Source organism: Streptomyces sp. NPDC028331 (assembly GCF_055565775.1).
The window spans coordinates 116200-137335 of record NZ_JBVHTR010000010.1 but is presented as its reverse complement, the minus strand read 5'-3'; the positions used below and the strand labels follow the sequence as shown (position 1 = coordinate 137335).

Annotated in this window: 14 protein-coding genes and 1 pseudogene; 6 read left to right on the top strand and 9 right to left on the bottom strand. The window is 71.2% G+C overall.

Annotated elements, in window-relative coordinates:
* Nucleotides 1-691, bottom strand: a 691-nt coding sequence (locus ACZ4SW_RS17145) for a HAMP domain-containing protein (protein WP_468243479.1), incomplete at its 3' end; no start/stop codon positions are given.
* A gap of 395 nt (nucleotides 692-1086) precedes the next feature.
* Between ACZ4SW_RS17145 and ACZ4SW_RS17140 the strand changes: the two genes are divergently transcribed.
* Nucleotides 1087-2454 (top strand): amino acid permease, encoded by a 1368-nt coding sequence (locus ACZ4SW_RS17140; protein WP_468243477.1) that lies wholly within the window; start codon nucleotides 1087-1089, stop codon nucleotides 2452-2454.
* A gap of 174 nt (nucleotides 2455-2628) precedes the next feature.
* Here the strand turns inward: ACZ4SW_RS17140 and ACZ4SW_RS17135 are convergent, their stop codons facing one another.
* A complete protein-coding gene (locus tag ACZ4SW_RS17135; RefSeq protein WP_468243474.1) occupies nucleotides 2629-3270 on the bottom strand; it encodes a TetR/AcrR family transcriptional regulator in 642 nt (213 codons plus the stop codon).
* A 145-nt stretch (nucleotides 3271-3415) separates the two neighbouring features.
* On the opposite strand from ACZ4SW_RS17135, the gene ACZ4SW_RS17130 reads away from it, so the two are divergent.
* Nucleotides 3416-4855: an FAD-dependent oxidoreductase gene (locus tag ACZ4SW_RS17130; protein ID WP_468243788.1), complete on the top strand. Its 1440-nt coding sequence runs from the start codon at nucleotides 3416-3418 to the stop codon at nucleotides 4853-4855.
* 85 nt (nucleotides 4856-4940) lie between these two features.
* On the opposite strand, the gene ACZ4SW_RS17125 is transcribed toward ACZ4SW_RS17130, so the two are convergent.
* Entirely contained in the window at nucleotides 4941-7079 is a 2139-nt protein-coding gene (locus tag ACZ4SW_RS17125; protein WP_468243472.1) for an autotransporter, read from the bottom strand.
* 192 nt (nucleotides 7080-7271) lie between these two features.
* Here ACZ4SW_RS17125 and ACZ4SW_RS17120 point away from each other — a divergent pair, with 192 nt between their 5' ends.
* Entirely contained in the window at nucleotides 7272-8393 is a 1122-nt protein-coding gene (locus ACZ4SW_RS17120; protein WP_468243470.1) for a glycoside hydrolase family 43 protein, read from the top strand.
* A 113-nt stretch (nucleotides 8394-8506) separates the two neighbouring features.
* Here ACZ4SW_RS17120 and ACZ4SW_RS17115 read toward each other — a convergent pair whose 3' ends face one another.
* The gene (locus ACZ4SW_RS17115; RefSeq protein ID WP_468243467.1) at nucleotides 8507-10183 is read right to left on the bottom strand and encodes a rhamnogalacturonan lyase B N-terminal domain-containing protein; all 1677 of its coding nucleotides are present in this window, start codon (nucleotides 10181-10183) and stop codon (nucleotides 8507-8509) included.
* A gap of 194 nt (nucleotides 10184-10377) precedes the next feature.
* Here ACZ4SW_RS17115 and ACZ4SW_RS17110 point away from each other — a divergent pair, with 194 nt between their 5' ends.
* Nucleotides 10378-11418: a rhamnogalacturonan acetylesterase gene (locus ACZ4SW_RS17110; protein ID WP_468243465.1), complete on the top strand. Its 1041-nt coding sequence runs from the start codon at nucleotides 10378-10380 to the stop codon at nucleotides 11416-11418.
* A 236-nt stretch (nucleotides 11419-11654) separates the two neighbouring features.
* Nucleotides 11655-12422 (top strand): isocitrate lyase/PEP mutase family protein, encoded by a 768-nt coding sequence (locus ACZ4SW_RS17105; protein WP_468243462.1) that lies wholly within the window; start codon nucleotides 11655-11657, stop codon nucleotides 12420-12422.
* Nucleotides 12423-12434: 12 nt separating this feature from the next.
* Here ACZ4SW_RS17105 and ACZ4SW_RS17100 read toward each other — a convergent pair whose 3' ends face one another.
* Both ACZ4SW_RS17100 and ACZ4SW_RS17095 read right to left on the bottom strand, forming a co-directional pair.
* Nucleotides 12435-13535: a glycosyltransferase family 4 protein gene (locus tag ACZ4SW_RS17100; protein WP_468243460.1), complete on the bottom strand. Its 1101-nt coding sequence runs from the start codon at nucleotides 13533-13535 to the stop codon at nucleotides 12435-12437.
* Between the two features lie 192 nt (nucleotides 13536-13727).
* Nucleotides 13728-15866: an amylo-alpha-1,6-glucosidase gene (locus ACZ4SW_RS17095; RefSeq protein ID WP_468243458.1), complete on the bottom strand. Its 2139-nt coding sequence runs from the start codon at nucleotides 15864-15866 to the stop codon at nucleotides 13728-13730.
* 428 nt (nucleotides 15867-16294) lie between these two features.
* On the opposite strand from ACZ4SW_RS17095, the gene ACZ4SW_RS17090 reads away from it, so the two are divergent.
* Nucleotides 16295-17383 carry a glycoside hydrolase family 5 protein gene (locus ACZ4SW_RS17090; protein WP_468243456.1) on the top strand — a complete coding sequence of 363 codons (1089 nt, stop codon included), beginning with the start codon at nucleotides 16295-16297 and terminating at the stop codon, nucleotides 17381-17383.
* Between the two features lie 70 nt (nucleotides 17384-17453).
* Here the strand turns inward: ACZ4SW_RS17090 and ACZ4SW_RS17085 are convergent, their stop codons facing one another.
* The 3 genes and pseudogenes from ACZ4SW_RS17085 to ACZ4SW_RS17075 all read right to left on the bottom strand — a co-directional run bounded on the left by ACZ4SW_RS17085 (nucleotide 17454) and on the right by ACZ4SW_RS17075 (nucleotide 20708).
* Nucleotides 17454-18398 (bottom strand): FG-GAP-like repeat-containing protein, encoded by a 945-nt coding sequence (locus tag ACZ4SW_RS17085; RefSeq protein ID WP_468243454.1) that lies wholly within the window; start codon nucleotides 18396-18398, stop codon nucleotides 17454-17456.
* A 226-nt stretch (nucleotides 18399-18624) separates the two neighbouring features.
* A complete protein-coding gene (locus tag ACZ4SW_RS17080; protein WP_468243452.1) occupies nucleotides 18625-19410 on the bottom strand; it encodes a MerR family transcriptional regulator in 786 nt (261 codons plus the stop codon).
* A gap of 108 nt (nucleotides 19411-19518) precedes the next feature.
* Nucleotides 19519-20708 (bottom strand): annotated as a pseudogene (locus ACZ4SW_RS17075) (serine hydrolase domain-containing protein).
* Nucleotides 20709-21136 lie beyond the last annotated feature (428 nt).

Below are 21136 nucleotides of genomic sequence, written 5' to 3'. Positions count from 1 at the left end.
CGAGGATCTCGCCGCGGGCGTCGACGGTGATCTTCTGGGAGAGGTCTCCCTGGGCGACCGCGGTCGTCACCTGGGCGATGTTGCGGACCTGTGCGGTGAGGTTGCCCGCCATGAAGTTGACGGAGTCGGTGAGGTCACGCCACACACCGCCGACGCCGGGCACCTGGGCCTGTCCGCCGAGGCGACCCTCGCTGCCGACCTCGCGGGCGACGCGGGTGACCTCGTCGGCGAAGGCGGAGAGCTGGTCGACCATCGTGTTGACGGTCTCCTTGAGCTGCAGGATCTCGCCGCGCGCGGGCACGTCGACCTTCTGCGACAGATCGCCCTTGGCCACCGCCGTCGCCACCTGGGCGATGTCGCGCACCTGGGTGGTCAGATTGCCCGCCATGGCGTTGACCGAGTCGGTCAGGTCGGCCCAGGTGCCCGAGACCCCCGGCACCTGCGCCTGACCGCCCAGCGTCCCCTCGGTGCCCACCTCGCGTGCGACGCGCGTCACTTCCGAGGTGAAGACGGACAACTGGTCCACCATGCCGTTGAAGACGGTGGCGATGTCGCCGAGCAGCCCCTCCCCGTCCGACGGCAGCCGGGTGCCGAAGTCGCCGTCCCGCACGGCGGTCAGCCCGGCCAGCAGTTGCCGCAGCTCCTGCTCGGCCGGGACCCGGACCGCAGCCTCGGTCGTCTTGCCGGTCATGCGCACCTCGTTCCGCTCCCCAAGAGCCCCCACCCCGGGGACTCGGAACCGCGCCGGGTCCTTGCCGGGCCCGCTCATCGCCCCGCGTTTCCGCAGTTCACGGATCTGCGCGATGAGAAAATCCGTCGCAGGTTAACTCAGCCGGACCGCCCCCAACAAAGCGTCGCGCAAACATTCCGGCCCGCCGAAACAACTCCCCCGAGAGAGGCATGCGGAGGGAGATCCGGGGTACTCAGCGAAGTTTTCGCACCGATGGCCCACGAGGCGGCCGACGGCCTCGTATGTCCAGTACGTGAACAGATCGCCCACCATGTGAAACGCCGGGATACGATCCAGCCCTCCCCGCCTCCCTCCGTGCGCCGTCGCACGGGCGCCTCCCGTCACCCGAAAGCGTCATGACTGCCACCAGCACCACCGAGGACACCGAGCCGGAGCGCGCCCCCGCCGCCCCGGGCCGCCGCCGCACCTTCGGACTCGCCGCCGCCACCGCCCTGGTCATGGGCAACATCATCGGCGGGGGCATCTTCGTCCTGCCCGCCACCGTCGCCCCGTACGGCACCGTCAGCCTGCTCGCCTTCGTGGTGCTGTCCGTCGCCGCCGTGCTCCTCGCCCTCCTCTTCGGCCGGCTCGCCCGGCGCAGCCCCGTCACCGGCGGCCTGTACGTCTACCCCCGTGACGCGTTCGGCGACTTCGCGGGCTTCCTGTCGGCCTGGTCGTACTGGACGATGTGCTGGGTCAGCATCGCCGCGCTCGCCGTGGCGGTCGTCGGCTACGTCGACGTACTGATACCCCTGCACGGTGACCACGTCCTCCAGGCCGTCGTCGCCCTCGCCGCCCTCTGGCTGCCGGCCGCCGCGAACTTCGCGGGCACCCGCTGGGTCGGCGCGGTGCAGGTGGTCTCCACGGTCCTGAAGTTCGTGCCGCTGCTCGTCGTCGCCACCGTCGGCCTGTTCTTCGTGCGCGCCGACAACTTCGGGCCGTTCAACGCCTCCGGGCACGGCGTGACCGGCGCGGTCGCCGCCTCCGCCGCACTCCTTCTCTACAGCTTCCTCGGCGTGGAGTCCGCGGCGATGAGCGCCGGCGAGGTCCGCGACCCCGAGCGCACGGTGGGCCGCGCCAGCGTGCTCGGCACCCTCGGCTCCGCCCTCGTCTACCTTCTCGGCACGGTCGCCGTCTTCGGTCTGGTCCCGCACGACAGGCTGGTCGGGTCCGGGGCGCCGTTCGCGGACGCCGTGGATGCGATGACCGGCGGCCACTGGGGCGGCACCGCCATCGCGCTGGTCGCCGTCGCCTCCATCACCGGCTGCCTCAACGGCTGGATCCTGCTGGCCGCGCAGATGCCGTACGCCGCCGCCCGCGACGGGCTCTTCCCGGCACCGTTCGCCCGCGTCGGCAAGGGCGGGGTGCCCGGCTTCGGCGTGTGGGCATGTGCGGTCCTGGGCACGCTGCTGATCGCGCTGAACTACACGGCGGGCCCGGACACGACCTTCCGGGTCCTCGTCCTGATCACCACGTTCACCGGCTGCGTCCCGTACCTGCTGTCGGCGGCGGCCCAGCTCTACTGGCTGGCCCAGGGCACCCGGGAGCGGGTCCGCCCGGCAGGGCTGGTCCGCGACCTGATCGTCGCGGCCCTGTCCTTCGCGTTCTCCTTCTGGCTGATCGCGGGCGCCGGCTACGCGGCCGTCTACCAGGGCGTGCTCTTCCTCTTCGCGGGCATCCCCGTGTACGTGTGGCTGCGCGGCCGCCGGACGGGGGCGGCCTAGCGCTGTGACCGGAAAGGTTCACCGGCTCGCGACGCCCGGCACGGCACCTCGCCGCGTTGTCGCATCACCCGAGTACATCCAGTACGCGGGCGATGCTCCGCCTTGCGATGTACCGCACCGGACGCCGCGAGCTTCCCGGCAAACCTTTCCGGTCACAGCACTAGCTCTCCGCAGTCACCGCCCTGCGGTCAGGTGCCGCAATCCGTTCTCCAGGAGGGCGAAGGCGTGTTCGGCGTCGGCCACCGCGCCCGCACAGCGCTCGTCGGCCGGCTCCCCGTAGGCCAGGCGTTCGGCGTTGTCCTGTGCCAGCGCCCACTGGACCGCGACGATCTGGACGGCGGCCAACCGCGCGGTGAGTTCCGGGGTGTCGGCCGTTTCCCGCAGTGCCTGGGCGAGTGCGCGTTCGGCGCCGGTCTTGAAGCGTTCCATCCGGGCCACCAGTGAGGGCGTGTCGAGAATCATCCGGTGGAGCCTGCGGACCTGGGGATGATCGCTGAGCCCGGTGATCGGGTCCCGTTCCCGCAGCCCCGTGAGGAAGTGCTCGCGCAGCGCGGTCAGCGGGGCGGTGCCGGGCGGGCGGTTCCGCACGACGCGCGCCGCCTCGGTTTCGTGGTCCGCGAGGCGGTGCACCACGAGGTCTTCCTTCGTCGGGAAGTACGCGAACAGCGTGCGTTTGGACACCTCGGCCGCCTCGGCCACCTGAGCCACCGAGACCTGGTTGAAGCCGTGTTCGAGGAAGAGCGTGATCGCCGCGTCGGAGATCGCCTCGCGGGTCCGCTGCTTCTTCCGTTCCCTCAGCCCTGACTTGCCGTCCACGGCATACACCGTAGCAAGAAACTCGCCCCGGAACATTTCTGCACCTGGTATATTTTTGCCCCGAGTCGATAGACGAGGGGGAAGTGACGTGTTGACGGAGAACAGGACCGAGGTCGTCGTCGCGGGAGCCGGCCCGACCGGACTGATGCTGGCGTACGAACTGGCTCTGGCCGGAGTCGGGACGCTGGTGCTGGAGAAGCTGCCCCAGCGCATCCAGCAGGTGAAGGGCGGCGCGATCCAGCCCCGCACCGCCGAGCTGCTCGAGTCGCGCGGGCTCCTGGAGCCGATGCTGAAGCGGGCCGTGCCGCGTGCGGAGGTGGGAGGGCACTTCGCGATGCTGCCCGTGCCCCTGGACTGCACACCCTGGCGCACCGCACACCCTTTCCCGATCGTGATCCCCCAGTGGGAGATCGAGGAAGTGCTCGAGGAGCGGGCGATCGCCGCGGGCGCACGGGTCGTGCGCGGCACGGCCGTCACGGGGGTGGAACCGGACGACGACGGTGTGGTCGTGACGGCGGGCGGTCGCCAGGTGCGGGCCGACTACCTGGTGGCGTGCGACGGTGGCCACAGTGCGGTGCGGAAACTGCTCGCCCTGCCGTTTCCCGGCAGGGCGGGGACACATCAGGCGGTGCTGGCCGACATCCGCCTGTCCGCCGTCTCGTCGCTGGTGCCGCGGCAGATGGGGCACATCAGCAGCCTGACCCGTCACGCGGGCGGTTACTGGGCGATGCTCGTCCCTCTCGGCGGTGACCGGTACCGGATCACCTTCGGGCGCGCGGACCAGGAGGACGGCGGCCGCGACACCCCCGTCACCCCCGAGGAGATCACCACGGCGCTGCACGCCGTGTACGGCCCCGAGACCACCCTCGGCGCCGTGGACAACGCCTCGCGGTTCAGCGACGCCACGCGGCAACTGGAGCAGTACCGCGTGGGCCGGGTCCTGTTCGCGGGCGATGCCGCGCACATCCACCCGCCGCTGGGCGGTCAGGGGCTCAACCTCGGCGTACAGGACGCCTTCAACCTCGGCTGGAAACTGGCCGCGGTCGTCCAGGACCGCGCGCCGAGCGGCCTCCTGGACAGCTACCACGCCGAACGGCACCCGGTCGGCGCCCAGGTTCTGCACCACACGTCGGCACAGCGCGTCCTGGCGTACCCGAACCCGAGCGAGGACGTCGCCGCCCTGCGCGACATCCTCATCGACCTGCTGCGGCTGCCCGACACCAACCGCCACCTCGCGGGACTGATGTCCGGCCTCTCGCTGCGCTACGAGCTGCCCGGCGACCATCCGCTCACCGGACAGCGGATGCCGGACGCCGACCTGGTCACCGAAGCCGGCCCCACCCGGCTGTCCACGCTGTCCGGCTCGGGGCACGCCGTCCTGCTCGATCTGGCCGCGGTCGTCCCGGCCGACCTCCCGCTCCCGCCGGGCGTCGACCTCGTCCGCGGCACATGCACCGAGGATCTGGGCGCCGTCGCCCTGCTCATCCGTCCCGACGGCTACGTCTGCTGGGCCGCGGACAGCTCCGACGCCTGCGGCGACGCCCTGCTCGCCGCAATCGCCGGCAACCTCGTGAAAACGCCCTGACGGGGAGTCCGTAGCGGCCCGACCGCACAGGGCCGCCCTCGGTACGGGCGGGACCACCGCCGGCACCGAGGGCGGCCTCTCCCTGTCATCGGGCCGCGTGCCGCCCGCCCTGCCCCGGGCCCGGTCCCGCGCCCTGGCCCGCGCGCCGTCCTCCCGCGCGGCTGCGCTCGCGGAGGATCGCCGGGACCATCAGCCCGGCGACCATCGCGACCCCGAGCGCGTATCCCGGCCACCACCCCAGGGAGCCGCCGCCCGACGTGTCCGCGGTCCGAGTGCGGTCCGTCGTACCGGACGACGGGGCGGTGAGCGCCTGCGCGGAGGGGGTGGCGCCGACGGCGGTCAGGGTGACGTCGTTGCCGTCGCCGCCCTTGTAGCTGATGCGGTAGGCGGTGTCGGCGAGTTCGACCTCCGCCCCTTCCCGCAGACCTGTGAACGTGCCGTCGGTCTTCGTGCGGCCCCGGTGGTCGAGCACGGTGATCTGCCGGGCGGAGGGTGATCCGGCGTCCGACAGGTCGAGCTCACCGGCCAGCCGGACCCGGCCCGTCACCGTCAAGGGGCCGTCGCGCAGCACGAGTTGGGCCCGGGCCTGCTGCGTGTAGTCGCCGGTCACCGTCAGCCCGCCCGTCACCGTGCCGTCGTTCGTGACCGACCCGGCCACCGTGCCCCGGCCGGTGAGCGTGGTCGCCACCCGCAGGGCCGCCCGGCCCGTGTCGAGCCGCGCGCCCGTCGTCGTGAGCCGGATCGCGTTGCTGTGGGCGAGCGTTGCGCCGTCGCGCAGGGCCAGGGTGCCCCGGGTGACGGTCGTCGCGCCCGTGTAGGTGACCGCGTCACCGGTCAGCGTGGTCGTGGCGGCGCCCGACTGTACGAGTGAGCCGCTGCCGCCGATCCGGGACAGCGACACGGGGGTGGAGGTGTTGCGCACGACGAGCGTGCCGTCGTCGACGATCCGCCGTCGTTCCGTGCCGGTCATCAGCGTGCCGTCCCCGCCCGGCCGCCCCGAGCCCAGGCGCAGCACCGCCCCCTTCTCTATGGTCGTCGACCCGTCGTAGTACTGGCTCGCCGCGAAGGTGACGTCGTTGCCGCGGGTCCCCGCGATGACGACGTCCCCGGCGCCGGGCGCGGCCAGCGTGTCGTGGTACCGGCCGCCGCCGATGGGGGCGCCGAGTGTCACCGGGCCGTCGTAGTCGAAGGTGAGCAGGGAACGACGGCCGCTCGCCTCGTGCAGGTTGATGTAGACGGTGTCCTTGGTGCCCGGCATGAAGATGCGGTGCGTGGTGCCGTCGCCCCACTGGACGTTCGCGCCCTCGATGTTGGTGCCGCGCTTGTTCACCTGGTGCGGCACGAGCCGCCAGTTCAGGCCGGGATCGCTGAGCGAGGGGTTCGTGTCGCCGCCGCGGTCGCTGTAGCTGTACTGGCCGGTGAGCACCACCTTGCTGCCGGGCCGTGAGTGGACGTTGACGTCGCTGCCGTACTCCCGCTGGTAGAAGTCCTGCCGCAGGGTGATCGTCTGGTTCAGCGGGGTGTCGATGATCCAGGAACCCTGGTTGAGGATCGCCCGGGCGGCCGGCAGTGCGACCGGGAACTCGGGGCGGCCGGCCGCCGTGCCCGTGCCGTTGTCGATGACGCCGGAGAAGGGGTGCGTACCGGCCAGGTCCAGGGTCCCCCACATGTTCCGGGGCTGGGTGACCAGGCCCGAGCCGCTGATGGTGCCGAGGTTGAAGGTGCGGGTCAGGGACAGGCGCAGGGTGCCGTCCACCCGGATGTTCAGTTGGTTGAGCCGGTAACCGGGGGTGTTGTACGGGAAGTGGCCGATCAGGCCGGCGCCGCCGCCGGTGCCGTACTGCAGCGTCGCGCCGCGCTCCACGGTGATCGCCGGCGGATCGGGGTTCGTCACCGTGGTGTACGGGTGGTTGCCGCCCTGGGTGGTGACGCGCTGCCGTTGCCGGGACGCCGGCAGGGTGAAGTCGCTGTCCTTCGTCAGGATCAGCGTCCCGCTGCCGCGCACGGTGAGCGTGCCCTCGCCGTGGAACGCCCCGCCGTAGGTGGTGGTTCCGGCGGGCACGGTCACCACCGTGTCACCCGAGAGGGTCACGTCGCGGCCCGCGAGCACGTCCGCGGTGACGTCCCGCGATCCGGCGGCGGAGGCGGGGGGAGCGGCGAGTGTGAGGGCGACCGCCGCGAGGGCGCCGGCGACCGCTGCTGTTCTGTGGATATGGCTGCGCACGCCGGGGGAGACGGGCGACGGAGGCGTCGGATAACAGAAAATCGGCAAGCGGTTTCCGCCTGTCGCTGCCGACCCGTTGACCTCCCGCCACCCCACCCTTACCTTTTCGGCGTCCGGAAATGTTCGGAATCACAGATGCAGTACGGAATTTCGAACGAACCGCTCCCTGAAGCCCCTTGAGAGGCAGTCCGCATGAGCCGCGACCCCCACCTGCCCCAAGCGCACGGCCGCAGACTGATGTTGAAGGGCGCCCTGGCCGCGGGCGCCCTGGCCGTGGTTCCCGGTGTCGCCGAGGCGGCCGTACCCTCCCCCGAGCCCTCGGCTCCGCCCGAGCACGGCGGAACCCCACCGAGCAGGAAAGCAGCCCGCTACGTGAACCCGCTCGTCGAGCAGCGCGCCGACCCCCACATCCACCGCCACACCGACGGCTTCTACTACTTCACGGCCACCGTCCCCGAGTACGACCGGATCGTCCTGCGCCGCTCCCGCACCATCAACGGCCTCTCCTCGGCCACCGAGTCCGTCATCTGGAGGGCCCACCCCACCGGCGACATGGCGGCGCACATCTGGGCGCCCGAACTGCACCGCATCGGTGGCAAGTGGTACATCTACTTCGCCTCCGCGCCCGCCGAGGACGTGTGGAAGATCCGCATCTGGGTCCTGGAGAACGGCAACGCCGACCCGCTGAAGGGAACTTGGGTCGAGAAGGGCCAGATCAAGACCGCCTGGGAGACCTTCTCCCTGGACGCCACCACGTTCACCCACCGGGGCACCCGCTACCTGGCCTGGGCCCAGCACGAGCCCGGCATGGACAACAACACCGCCCTCTGGCTGTCCGAGATGGCGAACCCCTGGACCCTCACAGGCCCTCAGATACGGCTGTCCACCCCGGAGTACGACTGGGAGTGCGTCGGTTACAAGGTCAACGAGGGACCGTACGTCCTGCAGCGCCACGGCCGCGTCTTCCTCACCTACTCGGCGAGCGCGACCGACTGGCACTACTGCGTCGGCCTGCTCACCGCCGACGCCGACAGCGACCTCATGGATCCCGCGAGCTGGTCGAAGTCCCCGACGCCCGTCTTCACCAGCAACGACACCACCCGTCAGTACGGCCCGGGGCACAACTGCTTCACCGTCGCCGAGGACGGCCGCACCGACGTGCTCGTCTACCACGCCCGTCAGTACAAGGAGATCACCGGCGACCCTCTGAACGACCCGAACCGCCACACCCGCGTGCAGAAGCTCGGCTGGAAGCCGGACGGGACCCCGGACTTCGGCGTCCCGGTCGCCGACACGGTGAGGGCAGGCGGGTGAGAGCCGCCGCCGGTTCCGCCCGGGCGGCCGCTCACACCGTCACGAGAGTCATCCGGTGATCGTCCGGCGAGATCCCTCCCGTCGGGGTCGGGAGGGATCGGGGCCCCTGCGGCTCAGGCCAGCAGGTCGATCGCGTCGATCGCCGTGCCCGCGCTGAGATAACCCGTCGTCCCCGAGCCGCTCACCACGTTGATCTTCAGCACGTTGTACCGGCTGGTGTCCGTGAGCCAGGCACTGGCCGGAACGCTGTAGCTGAAGGTGTGGTTGTTGCCCCGGTACGAGCCCACGGTCAGCGACCGGGTGCTCGGCTGGGCGGGCGGCGAGGGGATCGACGACGTCCAGTCGTTGACGGTGATCTGCGGCCGGCCGTTCGCGTAGGCCGTCGTGACGCCGATCCGCAGGGTGTGCGCGGCGGCGGCCTGCGCCGCGGTCAGCCTGAAGTAGACGATCAGGCCGCTGTTGACGTCCTTCCACAGGTAGCAGGGGAAGGACGACGTCTCGCTGCCGCTGCCGATCACCACGTTGCCGGTCCAGGACGCGGCCCGCACGTCGGACGGGTGGGCGTATGTCATGAGGTCCGCGTTCTTGAACCCGCTCGGCGTGCCGTCCCAGGTGCCGATCCGCCAGATCGCGCTCGCGTTGCCCGGGTCGTCGGAGGCGGGGACGGTGATCGTGTTGAGGGTGGTGGTGGCTCCCGCCGAGACCGTCACCGAACCCGTGTGGACGGCCAGTTCGCCCTTGTAGACCGTCAGTGTGTACGTCCCCGGCAGGACGCGCGGGATCGAGAACCAGCCGTCGGAGGACCGGGCCGAACCCCAGTACTGCGCCGAGGAGTTGGCGAGCCCCACCGTGTACGGGTACGCGGTGTCCCGGCCGGCGATGCCGACGCCGGCGACCCGGCCCCGCCCGCTGTCGGGCACGTACCCGGACATGCCGAGCGAGTCCGCCCAGGGAGTCGTCAGGTTGTCGTGGTACAGCGACGACGACGGCGCCCCACCGTCCGTGAAGGCGATGACGTACGGGCCCTGGAGGCCGTAGCGCTCCGCCTCGGTCTGGTTCTCGCCGTAGTACAGGATCTCGTACAGCCCGCCGCCGTCCGCGCTCTGGTGCCGCAGCAGGGAGCGGTAGAACGGGCCGCCGGAGGCCTTCTCGTGATTGCTGCGCACGATCCACAGGCCGACGCCGCCGGCCGCCCAGCCGATGTAGTCGTAGTCGATGACGCGGCGTCTGGAGTAGTGCTTCGAGCGGGTCTGCCCGTCGGACTTCTCGAACACGTCCGAGGCCTCGATGGTGGTGGGCGCGTACGTGTACGAGTCCGGCTCGTCGTTGAGGAATCTGCCCGCCTTGACGCGCACGATGTACCGGGTCGCCGTGACGGACGAGTCCGCCTTGTCGGTCCACAGATAGATGTTGTTCTCGCCGCTGCGGGCCGCGTAGTAGTGCCGCAGCGTGCCGTACACGACGGAGATGAGGATCGTCGAACCCGACTGCTTGACGGTGACGGCGGAAGTGCCGAGGCCGGACTCGATGTGCGAGTTCTTGCCGCCGTAGCCCTGGTACTCGGTGCCGCGGTAGACCAGCGAGGTCAGGTCGCCGTTGGTCTTGCTGACCTTGAAGACGAGGTTGGCGCCGGTGTCGACGACGTAGTTCGAGCCGTCGTCGCTCCAGCCGAAGCTCGCGGCCGACGCCTGGGAGGCGAGCGGGCCGGCGAGGACGGCGGTGCCGGCGGCGGCCGCGGTGCCCAGCACGAAGGTACGGCGACGGACCGCTCTGGGATCGGTTCCGGACATGGGGGGATGCCTCCTCCGGGAGGTGGGGGTGCGGTGCGGGTGTCTCGCAGAGTGACAGTTGAATCGATTTCGCGAAAGGGCCTTCGCGGTAAGGAAGTCGGGCGTCGCGCCAATTCGCGTCTTCCTCTAGAAAGCGCTTGCCGGAACGGGTACGGTCCAGCCCCCAGGGTCCCGTCGTCCCCGGAGGAGCCCCAATGAGACGTTTCACCCTCGCACTGCTGGTGACGCTGACCGCCGTGTCCCTGGTGCCGGCCGCCTCGGCCCAGGCGCACGGCCGCGCGCACGACGGCCTCGGCATGGAGAACTGCTCGGCGACCGCCTGCCACTTCGACGTGCCGCCCGGCGACTACGACGTGAGCGTGGAACTCGGCGGCGCCGACGCGTCCCGTACCGCCATCACGGGGGAGACCCGCCGCTCCCTGCTCCCCGAGACGGCCGTCGGCGCGGGCCACCGCGTCCACCGCAGCTTCACCGTGAACGTCCGCACCCCCGAGGGCGAACCGACCGGCCCCGACGGCTCCCCGGGCCTGGACCTGGCCGTCGGCGGCCCGGCCCCGGCCCTCGCGGGCATCCGCGTCACCCCCGCGCGGCACGTCCGCCGGATCTTCCTCATCGGCGACTCCACGGTGTGCGACCAGCCCGCCGACCCGTACTCGGGCTGGGGCCAGCAACTCCCGCAGTTCCTGCGCAAGGGCTTGGCGGTCGCCAACTACGCGGACTCCGGGGAGAGTACGGTCACCTACCTGGCCGACCCCCGGCTGTGGGCGACCGTCCAGCCGCTGATCCGCCCCCACGACCTGGTCCTCGTCCAACTCGCCCACAACGACAAGCAGACCGACGAGGTGACGTACCGTACGAACCTGGAGACCCTCGTCGCGGGCGTGCGGGACAAGGGCGGTGAACCGGTGCTCGTCACACCGATCGTCCGCCGCTGGTTCAATGCCGACGGTACGCTGAACAACGGCACCGCCCTGCTGGTGAACGGCCTCGGTGTGGACCACCCCGCGGTGATCCGCTCGGTGGCCGCCGCCCAGCACGTCCCGCTGGTCGACCTGACGGCCAGGACGAAGGCGCTGGTGGAGTCGCTGGGCGTCGAGGGCTCCAAGTCGATCTATCTGTACAACGAGAAGCGCGACAACACGCATACGTCCGTCCATGGCGCGACTGTGTACGCGGGTCTGGTGCGCGACGCGTTGGTGGCGCAAGATCTGATACCGGAGGGTCTTTCACGTTAGGCCCCTCCCGAACGGGGAACTCGCCGACAGTCCCCGACCGAAAGCCCCTGGGGCGTCCCGACCGGAACCGGGGCGCCCCAGGTCTCGGTGAGGGTGGCGTCGCCCGGCCGACCGGGCCGTTGACGCTTCGGCGGGCACCGAAACGACGGGGCCCTAGTGTTCTGCGGAGTTGCACCGCCGGCGAGCCCGGCGGCACGCCGATGCCCTGATCTCCCCGATGCCGTAGAGGAGTTCCGGTGACTCCCTTCGCCGCCCTTCACCACGCGGACACGCCGCTGTTCCTGCCCAACGCCTGGGACCACGCCTCCGCGGCCGCCCTCGCCGCCGCGGGGTTCGGCGCGATCGGCACCACCAGTCTCGGTGTCGCCGCGGCCGGCGGCCTGCCCGACGGTGCGGCGGCGACCCGGGAGGCGACCCTGCGCCTCGCACGCCGGCTCGGCGGCGGCACCTTCCTGTTGTCCGTCGACGCCGAGGGCGGCTTCGGCGACGACCCGGAAGAGGTCGCGGAGCTGGCCCGCCGACTCCACGCCGCCGGAGCCGTCGGCGTCAACCTGGAGGACGGACTCGGGCCCGTCGCGTCGCATGCCGCGAAGATCGCCGCCGTCAAGCGCGCCGTGCCGGACCTCTTCGTGAACGCCCGCACGGACACGTACTGGCTCGGCGACGGGGACGGGACGGACACACTGCGCCGCCTGGACGCGTACCAGGAGGCGGGCGCGGACGGCGTGTTCGTGCCCGGCCTGAGCGACCCGCGCCGCATCGAGGACCTGGTACGGCGCGTGGAGGTCCCGCTCAACGTCCTCTGGTCACCCGCCGGTCCCGCTCTTCCCGCTCTCGCCGGCCTCGGGGTGCGCCGGGTCAGCCTGGGCTCGCTCCTGTACCGCCTGGCCCTCGGCGCGGCGGTCGAGGCGGCCGAAGCGGTCGGCTCCGGCCGCCGGCCCACCGGTACGGCTCCGACGTACGCCGAGGTCCAGGCGCTCAGCGGGGGCAGCGTCCGCACATAGGGCTTGGTGGCGTCAGGCCACCGGCAGCATGTCCTCCCGCCTGGGCGCGGGCACCATGGGAGCCGGGGCCGTCGCGGCGGAGGCGACCACCGTGCGGTACACCGCCTCGTACCCGGCCGCCATGGTCTCCGGCTGGAAGTGCTCGATGACGTGGTTGCGGCAGTCCCGCGGGTCCAGCGTGCCCGCCGCCTCGATCGCGTCGGGCAGTTCGCTCACGTCGTCGCGGACCAGGCCGGTCACGCCGTCGAGCACGACCTCCGGTACCGAGCCGCGGCGCAGGGTGACCACGGGCGTGCCGCACACCATCGCCTCGATCATCACCATGCCGAACGGCTCCTCCCACTGCAGCGGGAACAGCAGGCAGCGCGCCCGGGCCAGCAACTGCTTCTTGCGGTCGCCGTCCACCTCGCCCAGCCACTCCACGCCCGGGCCGAGCCGCGGTGCGATGTACTCGTCGAAGTAGGCGCGTTCGGCGGGTTCGCTGCACTTGGCGGCCATCTTGATCTCCCGGCCCGCGGCGCGGGCGGCGTCGATGGCCAGGTGCATGCCCTTGTCGGGGGTGCAGCGGCCCAGGAAGAGGACCCAGTCCTCCTTCTCGCGCCGGTAGGGGAAGTCGCAGGCGCGCAGCGCGTTGTGCACCGTGCCCGCCCAGTTGAGGTCGGGCGCCTGGGCCCGCTGCGACTCCGAGATGGCGACGAGGTGCACGCTGTCGCCCAACTTCCGGTAGTAGTCGCCGGGTTCACCGTCCAGCGGGCCGTGGGTGGTGACCACGGTGGGGACGCTCCGGCCGCGGGCGAGCAGCGGACCGGCGAGGGTGTGGTCGTGCACGACGTCGACGTCCAGGTCGTCCAGGAAGCGAGCGGCGGCAGCGGCGTGCCACACCTCGGGCAACGGCTCGCCCAGGCGTGGGCCCTGCGGCACGTCGTAGGTGCGCAGCATGCGGTGCGCGCGGGTGCCGTTGCGGCCCGCGGCGATCAGGGTGACGTCATGGCCGCGGGCCACCAGGGCGTTGGTGAGGTCGGCGCACATCGCCTCGATGCCCCCGTAGCCGCGCGGCGGGAGCTCGAACCACGGCGGCGCGACCATGGCGATACGAAGCGGCCGGTTGCTCACGAACAACTCCTTTCCGGTCGCGCCCGATCATCCGCGCACGACACGGCCATGCCCCGGGCGGGGATGGTTCGCCGCGGTGTGCCATGTCGTGCCCGGATGCGCGGGCGAGGGGTGTGGGTGTCACCGGCCGCGGGCGGCGTCGGCCGCGGCGGCGGTTCGGAGGAGGAAAGCCGGAGAGGGACGGGCGGTGTGTCAGTGCGGCGGATCCACCGCCGTGCAGACGCAGCGCTCCTGAGTCACCGTCATGCCGGACGGCAGCCCGGTCACCTCGACGCCGCCGTTCTCGGCCACCGTGACACCCACCCGGGCCGTGCCCAGTGGCACGTCGGTCAGGCGCAGGGCACCGAAGCGGGCGGGCAGGTGCGGGTCGATGCGGACGACGCCGTGCGGGACGCACACCTCCGCGCCCAGCAGCACGCGCAGCAGGTACGGGGGCGTGGCGGACGCCCAGGCCTGCGGGGAGCAGGCCGCCGGGTACGGGACGGGCTGCGCGTACTCGGCGCGGTCGAAGCCGCACAGCAGCTCCGGTAGCCGGCCGCCGAAGGCCGCCGCGGCGTCCAGGACGGCCTCGGCGACGCGCCGGGCGTGGTCGGTGAAGCCGTAGCGCATGAGCCCGGCGGCGACGATGCCGCTGTCGTGCGGCCACACCGAGCCGTTGTGGTAGCTCATCGGGTTGTACGCGGCCATGGACGTGGCCAGTGTGCGCACGCCCCAGCCGCTGAACATCTCGGGCGACAGCAGCCGTTCGGCGACCGCGGGCGCCCTGCCGGCGTCGACGATGCCCGTCCACAGGCAGTGCCCCATGTTGGAGGCGAGCGCGTCCACCGGCTGCTTCTCGCCGTCCAGGGCCTCGGCGTACCAGCCGCGCTCCGGCAGCCAGAACCGTTCGTTGAAGCGCTCCTTGAGCCGCCGCGCCCGCTCCCGCCACCGCTCGGCCGAGTCCGGGTCGCCGAACCGCTCGGCGAGCAGCGCCCGCGCCAGGTAGGCGCCGTGGACGTAGCCCTGGACCTCGGCGAGCGCGATGGGCGTCTCCGCGATCCTGCCGTCGGCGCTGTTGACGCCGTCCCAGGAGTCCTTCCAGCCCTGGTTGGCCAGGCCCCGGTCGGTCGCCCGCCGGTACTCGACGAACCCGTCGCCGTCCCGGTCGCCGTACTTCTCGATCCACGTCAGCGCCCGGTCGGCGTGCGGCAGCAGTTCCCGCACGGCGTCCGGTTCGACGCCCCAGCGGCACAGCTCCCCGAGCAGCATCACGAACAGCGGGGTGGCGTCGACGGTGCCGTAGTAGACGGTGCCGCCGAGCGCGAGCGAGGCCTCGACGCCGAACCGCAACTCGTGCGGGATGCGGCCCGGTTCCTCCTCGGTCACCGGGTCCGTCTTCGTGCCCTGGTGGCGGGCGAGCGTCTGGGCGGTGCCGAGGGCGAGCTGGGGGTCCAGCGGCAGCGACATCAGCGCGGTGAGGATCGAGTCCCGGCCGAACAGCGCCATGAACCAGGGCGCGCCGGCCGCCACCACGGGCGTGTCGGGCCGCTCCGGGTCGAAGATCCGCAGCGCGCCCAGGTCCTGGCTGCTCCGCCGCAGGGTGAGCGCGAGCGACTCGTCGGCCACCTTGATCCGCGGTCCGGACTCCCGCCACTCGGTCGTCCGCACCGAGGGCCCGGCCTGCTCCACCGGCCGCTCCAGCGGGAACGACGTCGGCGTCTCCACTCCGTCGATCACCGGAGTGACCAGCACGGAGGACCGCCAGGTGCCGCGCGGCGGCACGACCGCCCGGAAGGTGAGCTGCCCCGGCGAGCTGATCGCGCCCTCCGCGACGATCCGCACCCCGCGACTCTCGCCCCGCCACTGCCGGTTGAGGGCGAGCACCCCGTCGCCGTAGTCGACGCCGTACTGCCCGCGCGGCCGTACCCGCCCCTCCTTCACCTCGAACAGGTCGGCGAAGTCGGCCTCGACGCGCAGCGTGAGCACACAGGCGGCGGCCTCGTTGCCGAGGTTGCGCAGCACCAGGTCCTCGCGCATGCCCGCGCCCACGAAGCGGCGCCGCTCGAGCAGGACGGTGGCCTCGCTGTGCCCGGGACGCGGTCGGGCCCGCCCCAGGAACAGGGCCTCGTACGGCTCCTGCGCGATGACGGAGAGCGGGTCGATCTCCTCGTCGTCCAGGCGTAGTTGCCAGGCGGACAGGATGCGGGTGTCGCGGTGGAAGAGTCCGTGGGGCGTGCCGGGCACGAGGTCCCCGCCCCGCTCGGACAGGCAGAACGACGACCCCTCGATCAGGGTCACGGAGTCCCCGCCGCCCTGCGTGGCCTCCCCGGCGAACGTCCAGCCCTCGCCCATCGATCACCTTCCTCGTGAGAAAGACGATGACCGGCATTTCTTATACGACGAAGCTCAACTTTCCTGCAAGTCCGCGCAGGGCTTCCGCGGTGACCGCCTCGGACTTCCGGGGTCACCGTGCCGGGTTTCCGCGGTGCCGCGCCCGGTTCGCGACCGGGTCGACCCACAGGCCTCACTTCCCGCCCTCACTTCCTGTAATGGTTTGACGAAGTCCTGTCGGATGCCTTGACACCCCCCGGCCCCTGCGGCGAGGCTCTCGCCCGAAAGGTGATCGTCCGAGCACGACAGTGCATGTCAGGCTCCCGTGGCTGTTGCTTCCGCGCCTGCCGCTGCCGCCCCAGGGCATCGCAGGTTCTTCCTCCCCGGTGCGCCGTTCCGCGCGTCCGCACGCTGTCTGTCACCCCACCCGCACAGGAAGGTCCCCGCACATGTTCCGCTCCGCCCGCAGGGCCGCACAGCGCACCACCAGACTCACCCGCACCGTCGTCGCAGCAGCGGTCGCCCTGAGCAGCGGTGCCCTCATCGGCCTGGCCACCGTCCCGGCATCGGGCGCCGACAGGCCGGCCGCCTCCCTCAACCCGAGCCAGTTCAACGGTGTGAACTGGGCGGACCCCCGCGACAACTACGCCAACGACCCCGTGGTCCTGTCCGGTCTGAGCCTCTCCGACGACTACGCCACCACCTACGCCAAGGCCGACGGCGTCATCAAGGGATTCCGCAAGAACCTCCACGCCAACACGGTGCGGCTGCCGATCAACCCGTACACCGTGAACGGCTCCTACTGGAGCTCCTACCGTGCCGTCATCGACGCGGCCACCGCCCACGGCTTCAAGGTCATCCTCAGCTACTGGGAGGGCACCGGCGCCCAGAAGGACGGCTTCGTCGACAACCTGCCCGACTTCTGGCGCATGTGGGGCACCGTCACCCGCGCCTACCAGCGCAACCCGCTGGTCTACTTCGAGCCGATGAACGAGCCGCACGGCTACACCGCGCAGGCGTGGGCCGACCTGGCGGCGCAGTGGATCAGCACCTACCCGTCGATCCCCAGAAACAGGATCTTCGTCAGCGGCAGCGGCTACAACGACAGCGTCGTCAGCGTCTGCGCGGACCACCGCCTCGACGGCACCTACCTGTCCCTGCACCACTACGGCTTCTGGAAGTCGAGCGCCACCTACTCCGAGTGGGTCGGCGACCTCAAGGCACGCCTCGGGAACTGCGCCCCCCGCACCGTCGCCGACGAGTTCGGCGCCCCCATGACGACCGGACTGGACTACAACCGGCCCGCGTCGGCCAGCAGCGACCCGAACTCGGTCGCCTTCATCCAGGCCGACACGGACGTCTTCCGGGAGCTGCACATGGGGTCGGTCTACTGGCCGGGCCTGCGCACCGGCGACACCTACAGCATCCAGACCCTCACCGGCAGCGGAACCCGCCTGGGCCTGGCCACCACCAACACCTCCGGCGCGGACCGCCTCGCCTGGGCGTGGGGGAAGGGGCACCCGGCGACCGAACAGTGATCAGGAACCGGTGACCCCCGGGGGGAGAGCAGCGGGCGCCGACCGGATCTCCGGTCGGCGCCCGTACCCGCTACAGCAGGTTGAAGACCTGGAACCCGTTGCCGATCTTGACCGGCTTCTGGTACACGGACTGGGCGTTGCCCGTGCCCGAGTACCGGTACAGGTCACCGTTCGGCTTGCGGGCGATCAGGTCCGACGTGCCGTCGGAGTCCATGTCGCCGACCGACAGCAGCCGGTCGTACATGTTCCAGCCGGCGCCGATCTTCGTACGGGCGGCGAAGGGCGCCTTGTAGTCGCCGGTGCCCTTGTAGAGCCACAGGACGCCGGACTTGTCGCGGGCGACGATGTCGGCCTTGCCGTCACCGGTCAGGTCACCCTGGCCGGCGATCTGGGTGTACTGGCCCCAGCCGGTGCCGACCTGCTTGCGCGAGGTCAGGGTGCCGTCCGGGCGGGCGAGGTACTCCCACAGCACACCGGCCTTGTCGACGCCGAGGAGGTCGTCCTCCTGGGCCCCGCCGAGGTTTCCGGGGGAGAGGACCGTCCTGTAGGTGTTCCACCCCGTGCCGACGTGCGTGGTGTGCACGGAGCCGTCCACGATCAACAGGTAGTCCAGCCTCCCGTCCTTGTAGAGGTCGTAACTCCCGTCGTCGTACCCGTCGTTGTCGTTGTCGACGTCGATGAAGCCCGCGAAGGGGCTGTAGTCGAGCGCGATGTGGTCCCGCGGACCGAAGCCGCCCTTGCCGTTCGGGAAGTACAGGTACAGCTCGTTCGTCCGCTTGTGCACGGCCGGCATCGAGAAGCTGGGCGTTTCCACCTGGCCGGTCGCCGACGCGCCCTGACGCGCGCTCTGGATGCCCCGGGCCTGCTGCTCCGCCCCGGCCGCGGCACGGATCCGGCCGGCCCCGGCCGGGTCGCCGGACGCGAAGGCCGTACCGGCCGTGGCGGCCATCGCCGCCGCGACGGCGGTTGCGGCCAGCGCGCCCCGAAGCGCACGCCGACGTCGGGCAATGGTCATGAAGACTCCCCCTGCGATGTGATGACGGCACACCTCATGTGCCACATGGTCATCAGAAGCCTCTCACAAGCGCTTCACAATGTTCACCTCAATTCACGGTCGTCTCCCACCGATGACGACCGGGCGTCGCCGGTGCCGGCCAGCGCGTCCAGGATCAGCGGTGACATCGACTCTGTTCCGATCACCAGGGCCGTACGGGCCGGGCCGTCGGCGGGCCGGAGTGCGGTCAGTGGGAGTCCGGTGCAGGGACATGGATGCCGGCGGCGCGCAGCTTGGACACGACGAGCGCGGCCAGCCGGGCCGAGGCCGGCGCCTGCTCTGCGGCGTGTTGGGTGATCAGCCTGTACCGGGTCGCGGCCTCGGTACGGGCTTGCAGGCCGGTCACGATCTTCAGCTGTGCGGGGTTGGCGAGGTAGTGCTCGGCCATGTCCGTGGCGAGTTCGGCGATGCGGGGATCGTCCGGTCCCCAGGCCGCGGCTTCGGCGGCACGCTTGCTCAAGGCGACGAACCGGTGGTCTTCGAGGGCGCGCTCGACGTGCGTGAGGTAGTCGTCGAAGCCCTCGGGGACCAGGGCTCTGGCCAGCACCCACCCCTCCCGGGCGGCGGCCACCTCGTCGGCGGTGAAGCCGAGGCCGGGCATCCGCTCCAGCAGCGCCACCGCACGGTCGGGCAGCAGCGCCCGGTTGCCGTCGGCGAGCCGGTGCAGCGTGTCACGCCGCGCGGTCAACTCCTCGATCCGCTCGGTGAGCTGCCGCTCGACGTCGGCGAGCGCGGCGGTGAACGACGCGGTGTCGGCGTCGAGCAGAGGCCCGATATCGGCCAACGGCACGCCCGCCCCGGCAAGGGTCCGGACCTGCACCAGACGCAGCAACTCGGCCGATCCGTACCTCCGGTAACCAGAGCTGTCGCGTTCGGGCTCCTCGACCAGCCCCAACTTGTGGTAATGCCGCACCGTCTTGACCGTGACGCCGACGAATGCCGCCGCCTGCCCGATCGTGACTCCGTTGCTCATCTGCTCAGCCTGCCTCATGCTCGGGCCCGGCCGCGCAGGCGTACACCGCGGCGGAGTCGTCGATGCGCCGCGCCGCACTCGGCGAGCCGGCACGGCCCTGGTTCGCGTTCAGCCCGTCGGCCGGGCCGGATCGGCCTTCCCGCCGCAGAACACCTCGTTGACGAGCCGCTGTGTGGCCTTCTGGAAGGGCACGGCCAGCGACAGTGCGGCGTCGTCCACATAGTTCAGCGCGGCGGTCAGGGTCTTGCTGCCATCGGGCGTGCTGAACATCATCGCCGCATGACCCGCGGCGCCGCCGTTGTGGGTGACGACGGTGCCACCGCGGCCCGCGTCCTGCACGAACACGCCCAGGCCATAGCCCATGTTCGGGACGGGCGTCGGGCGCGGCGTGCACATCTCGGCCAGCAGTTCCGCCGGCAAGAGTTCGCCGCTCATCAGTGCGGAGATGAAGGTGTGCAGGTCGCGGGTCGTCGAGATCATGTCACCGCCGCTGGAGATCCAGGAGGGGTTGTGCCGGGTGACGTCGACGGTCTCCTCCTGCCCGCCGTCCTCGTACCGGTAGTAGGCGTGGGCGTGCGGCTCGGGGATCTCGGTCTGGGTGGTCGGTGCCACGGTGCCCGTCAACCCGAGCGGCCCCAGAATCAGCCGCTGCATCTCCTGGGCGACCGGGCGGCAGGTGACCTTCTCGATCAGCAGCCGGGCCAGCACGTAGTTGGTGTTGGAGTAGCTCCAGCCCGCTCCCGGCTCGAACCGTGCCGGCTTGGACAACGCCAGCCGCACCAAGTCCTCCGGCTGGTAGGTCTTGAATCGGATGTCCACCCACTCCTTGCCCGCCGTGGTGGCGGGGATCCCCGGTGCGAACGTCCCGTCTTCGTAGTACTCCCCGGTGAAATTGAAGATTCCGCTGGTGTGCTGCAGCAGCATCCGCACCGTGATCCGCTCGTCCAGCCCGAACTCGGGCAGGTAGTCCGCCACCGGCGTGTCCAGCCCGATCTTGCCCTCGGCCACCAACTGCAGCACCAGGGTCGCGGTGAACGTCTTGGTGTTACTGCCGATCCGGACGTGCCCGTCGACAGGTGGCTCGGCTGCCTCGCCGAGCTTGCTCACCCCGGCGCTGCCGACCCACTCGCCCCGCTCGTCGTGCACGCGCAGCGTAATCCCGGCGATACCGGAATCGACGATCTCTGGGCCTGCTGCAGCTCCGGGCGATCGTGCCCGGCAGCAGCCACCGGCGCGGTCCCGCTGTCCGAAGTGGCTGCCCTGGCGGCCTCGAGGGCCGCGGTGATCTTGCGGGCCATCTCGGCTGTCACGGGGTTGGGCCGGCCCTGGTGGGGCTGTGCGGCTGCCTCGACAGCGAGGAGGACGGTGTTGCGGAAGTTGTCTGCCTCGGCCGGGTCCTGCTTCTCGAGCAGGCTCACCGCTGCGGTCAGGGCCGGCAGTACCTGGTCGGCGAGTGCGGCGACGGTCTTGCCGTTCAGCTCGATGTTCTTCGACTTCGCCGCGAGTACGTGTCCGACCAGGCCGGTCGCCGACGTCAAGGCGGTGGAGGCGTTTGTGGCGGCCTTGTGGGGCGTGCCGGTGGCGGCCATCAGCGACACCGCGCCGTACGCGGCGGTCCGCAGGATGCTCTTGTCCTGGTCGCTCAGGGTGATGGACATGGTGGTTCGCTCCTTGAGCCCGTTGTGGAGGGGGCCGGCGTTGCGCCGTCGCGACGAGCTTCCACCCT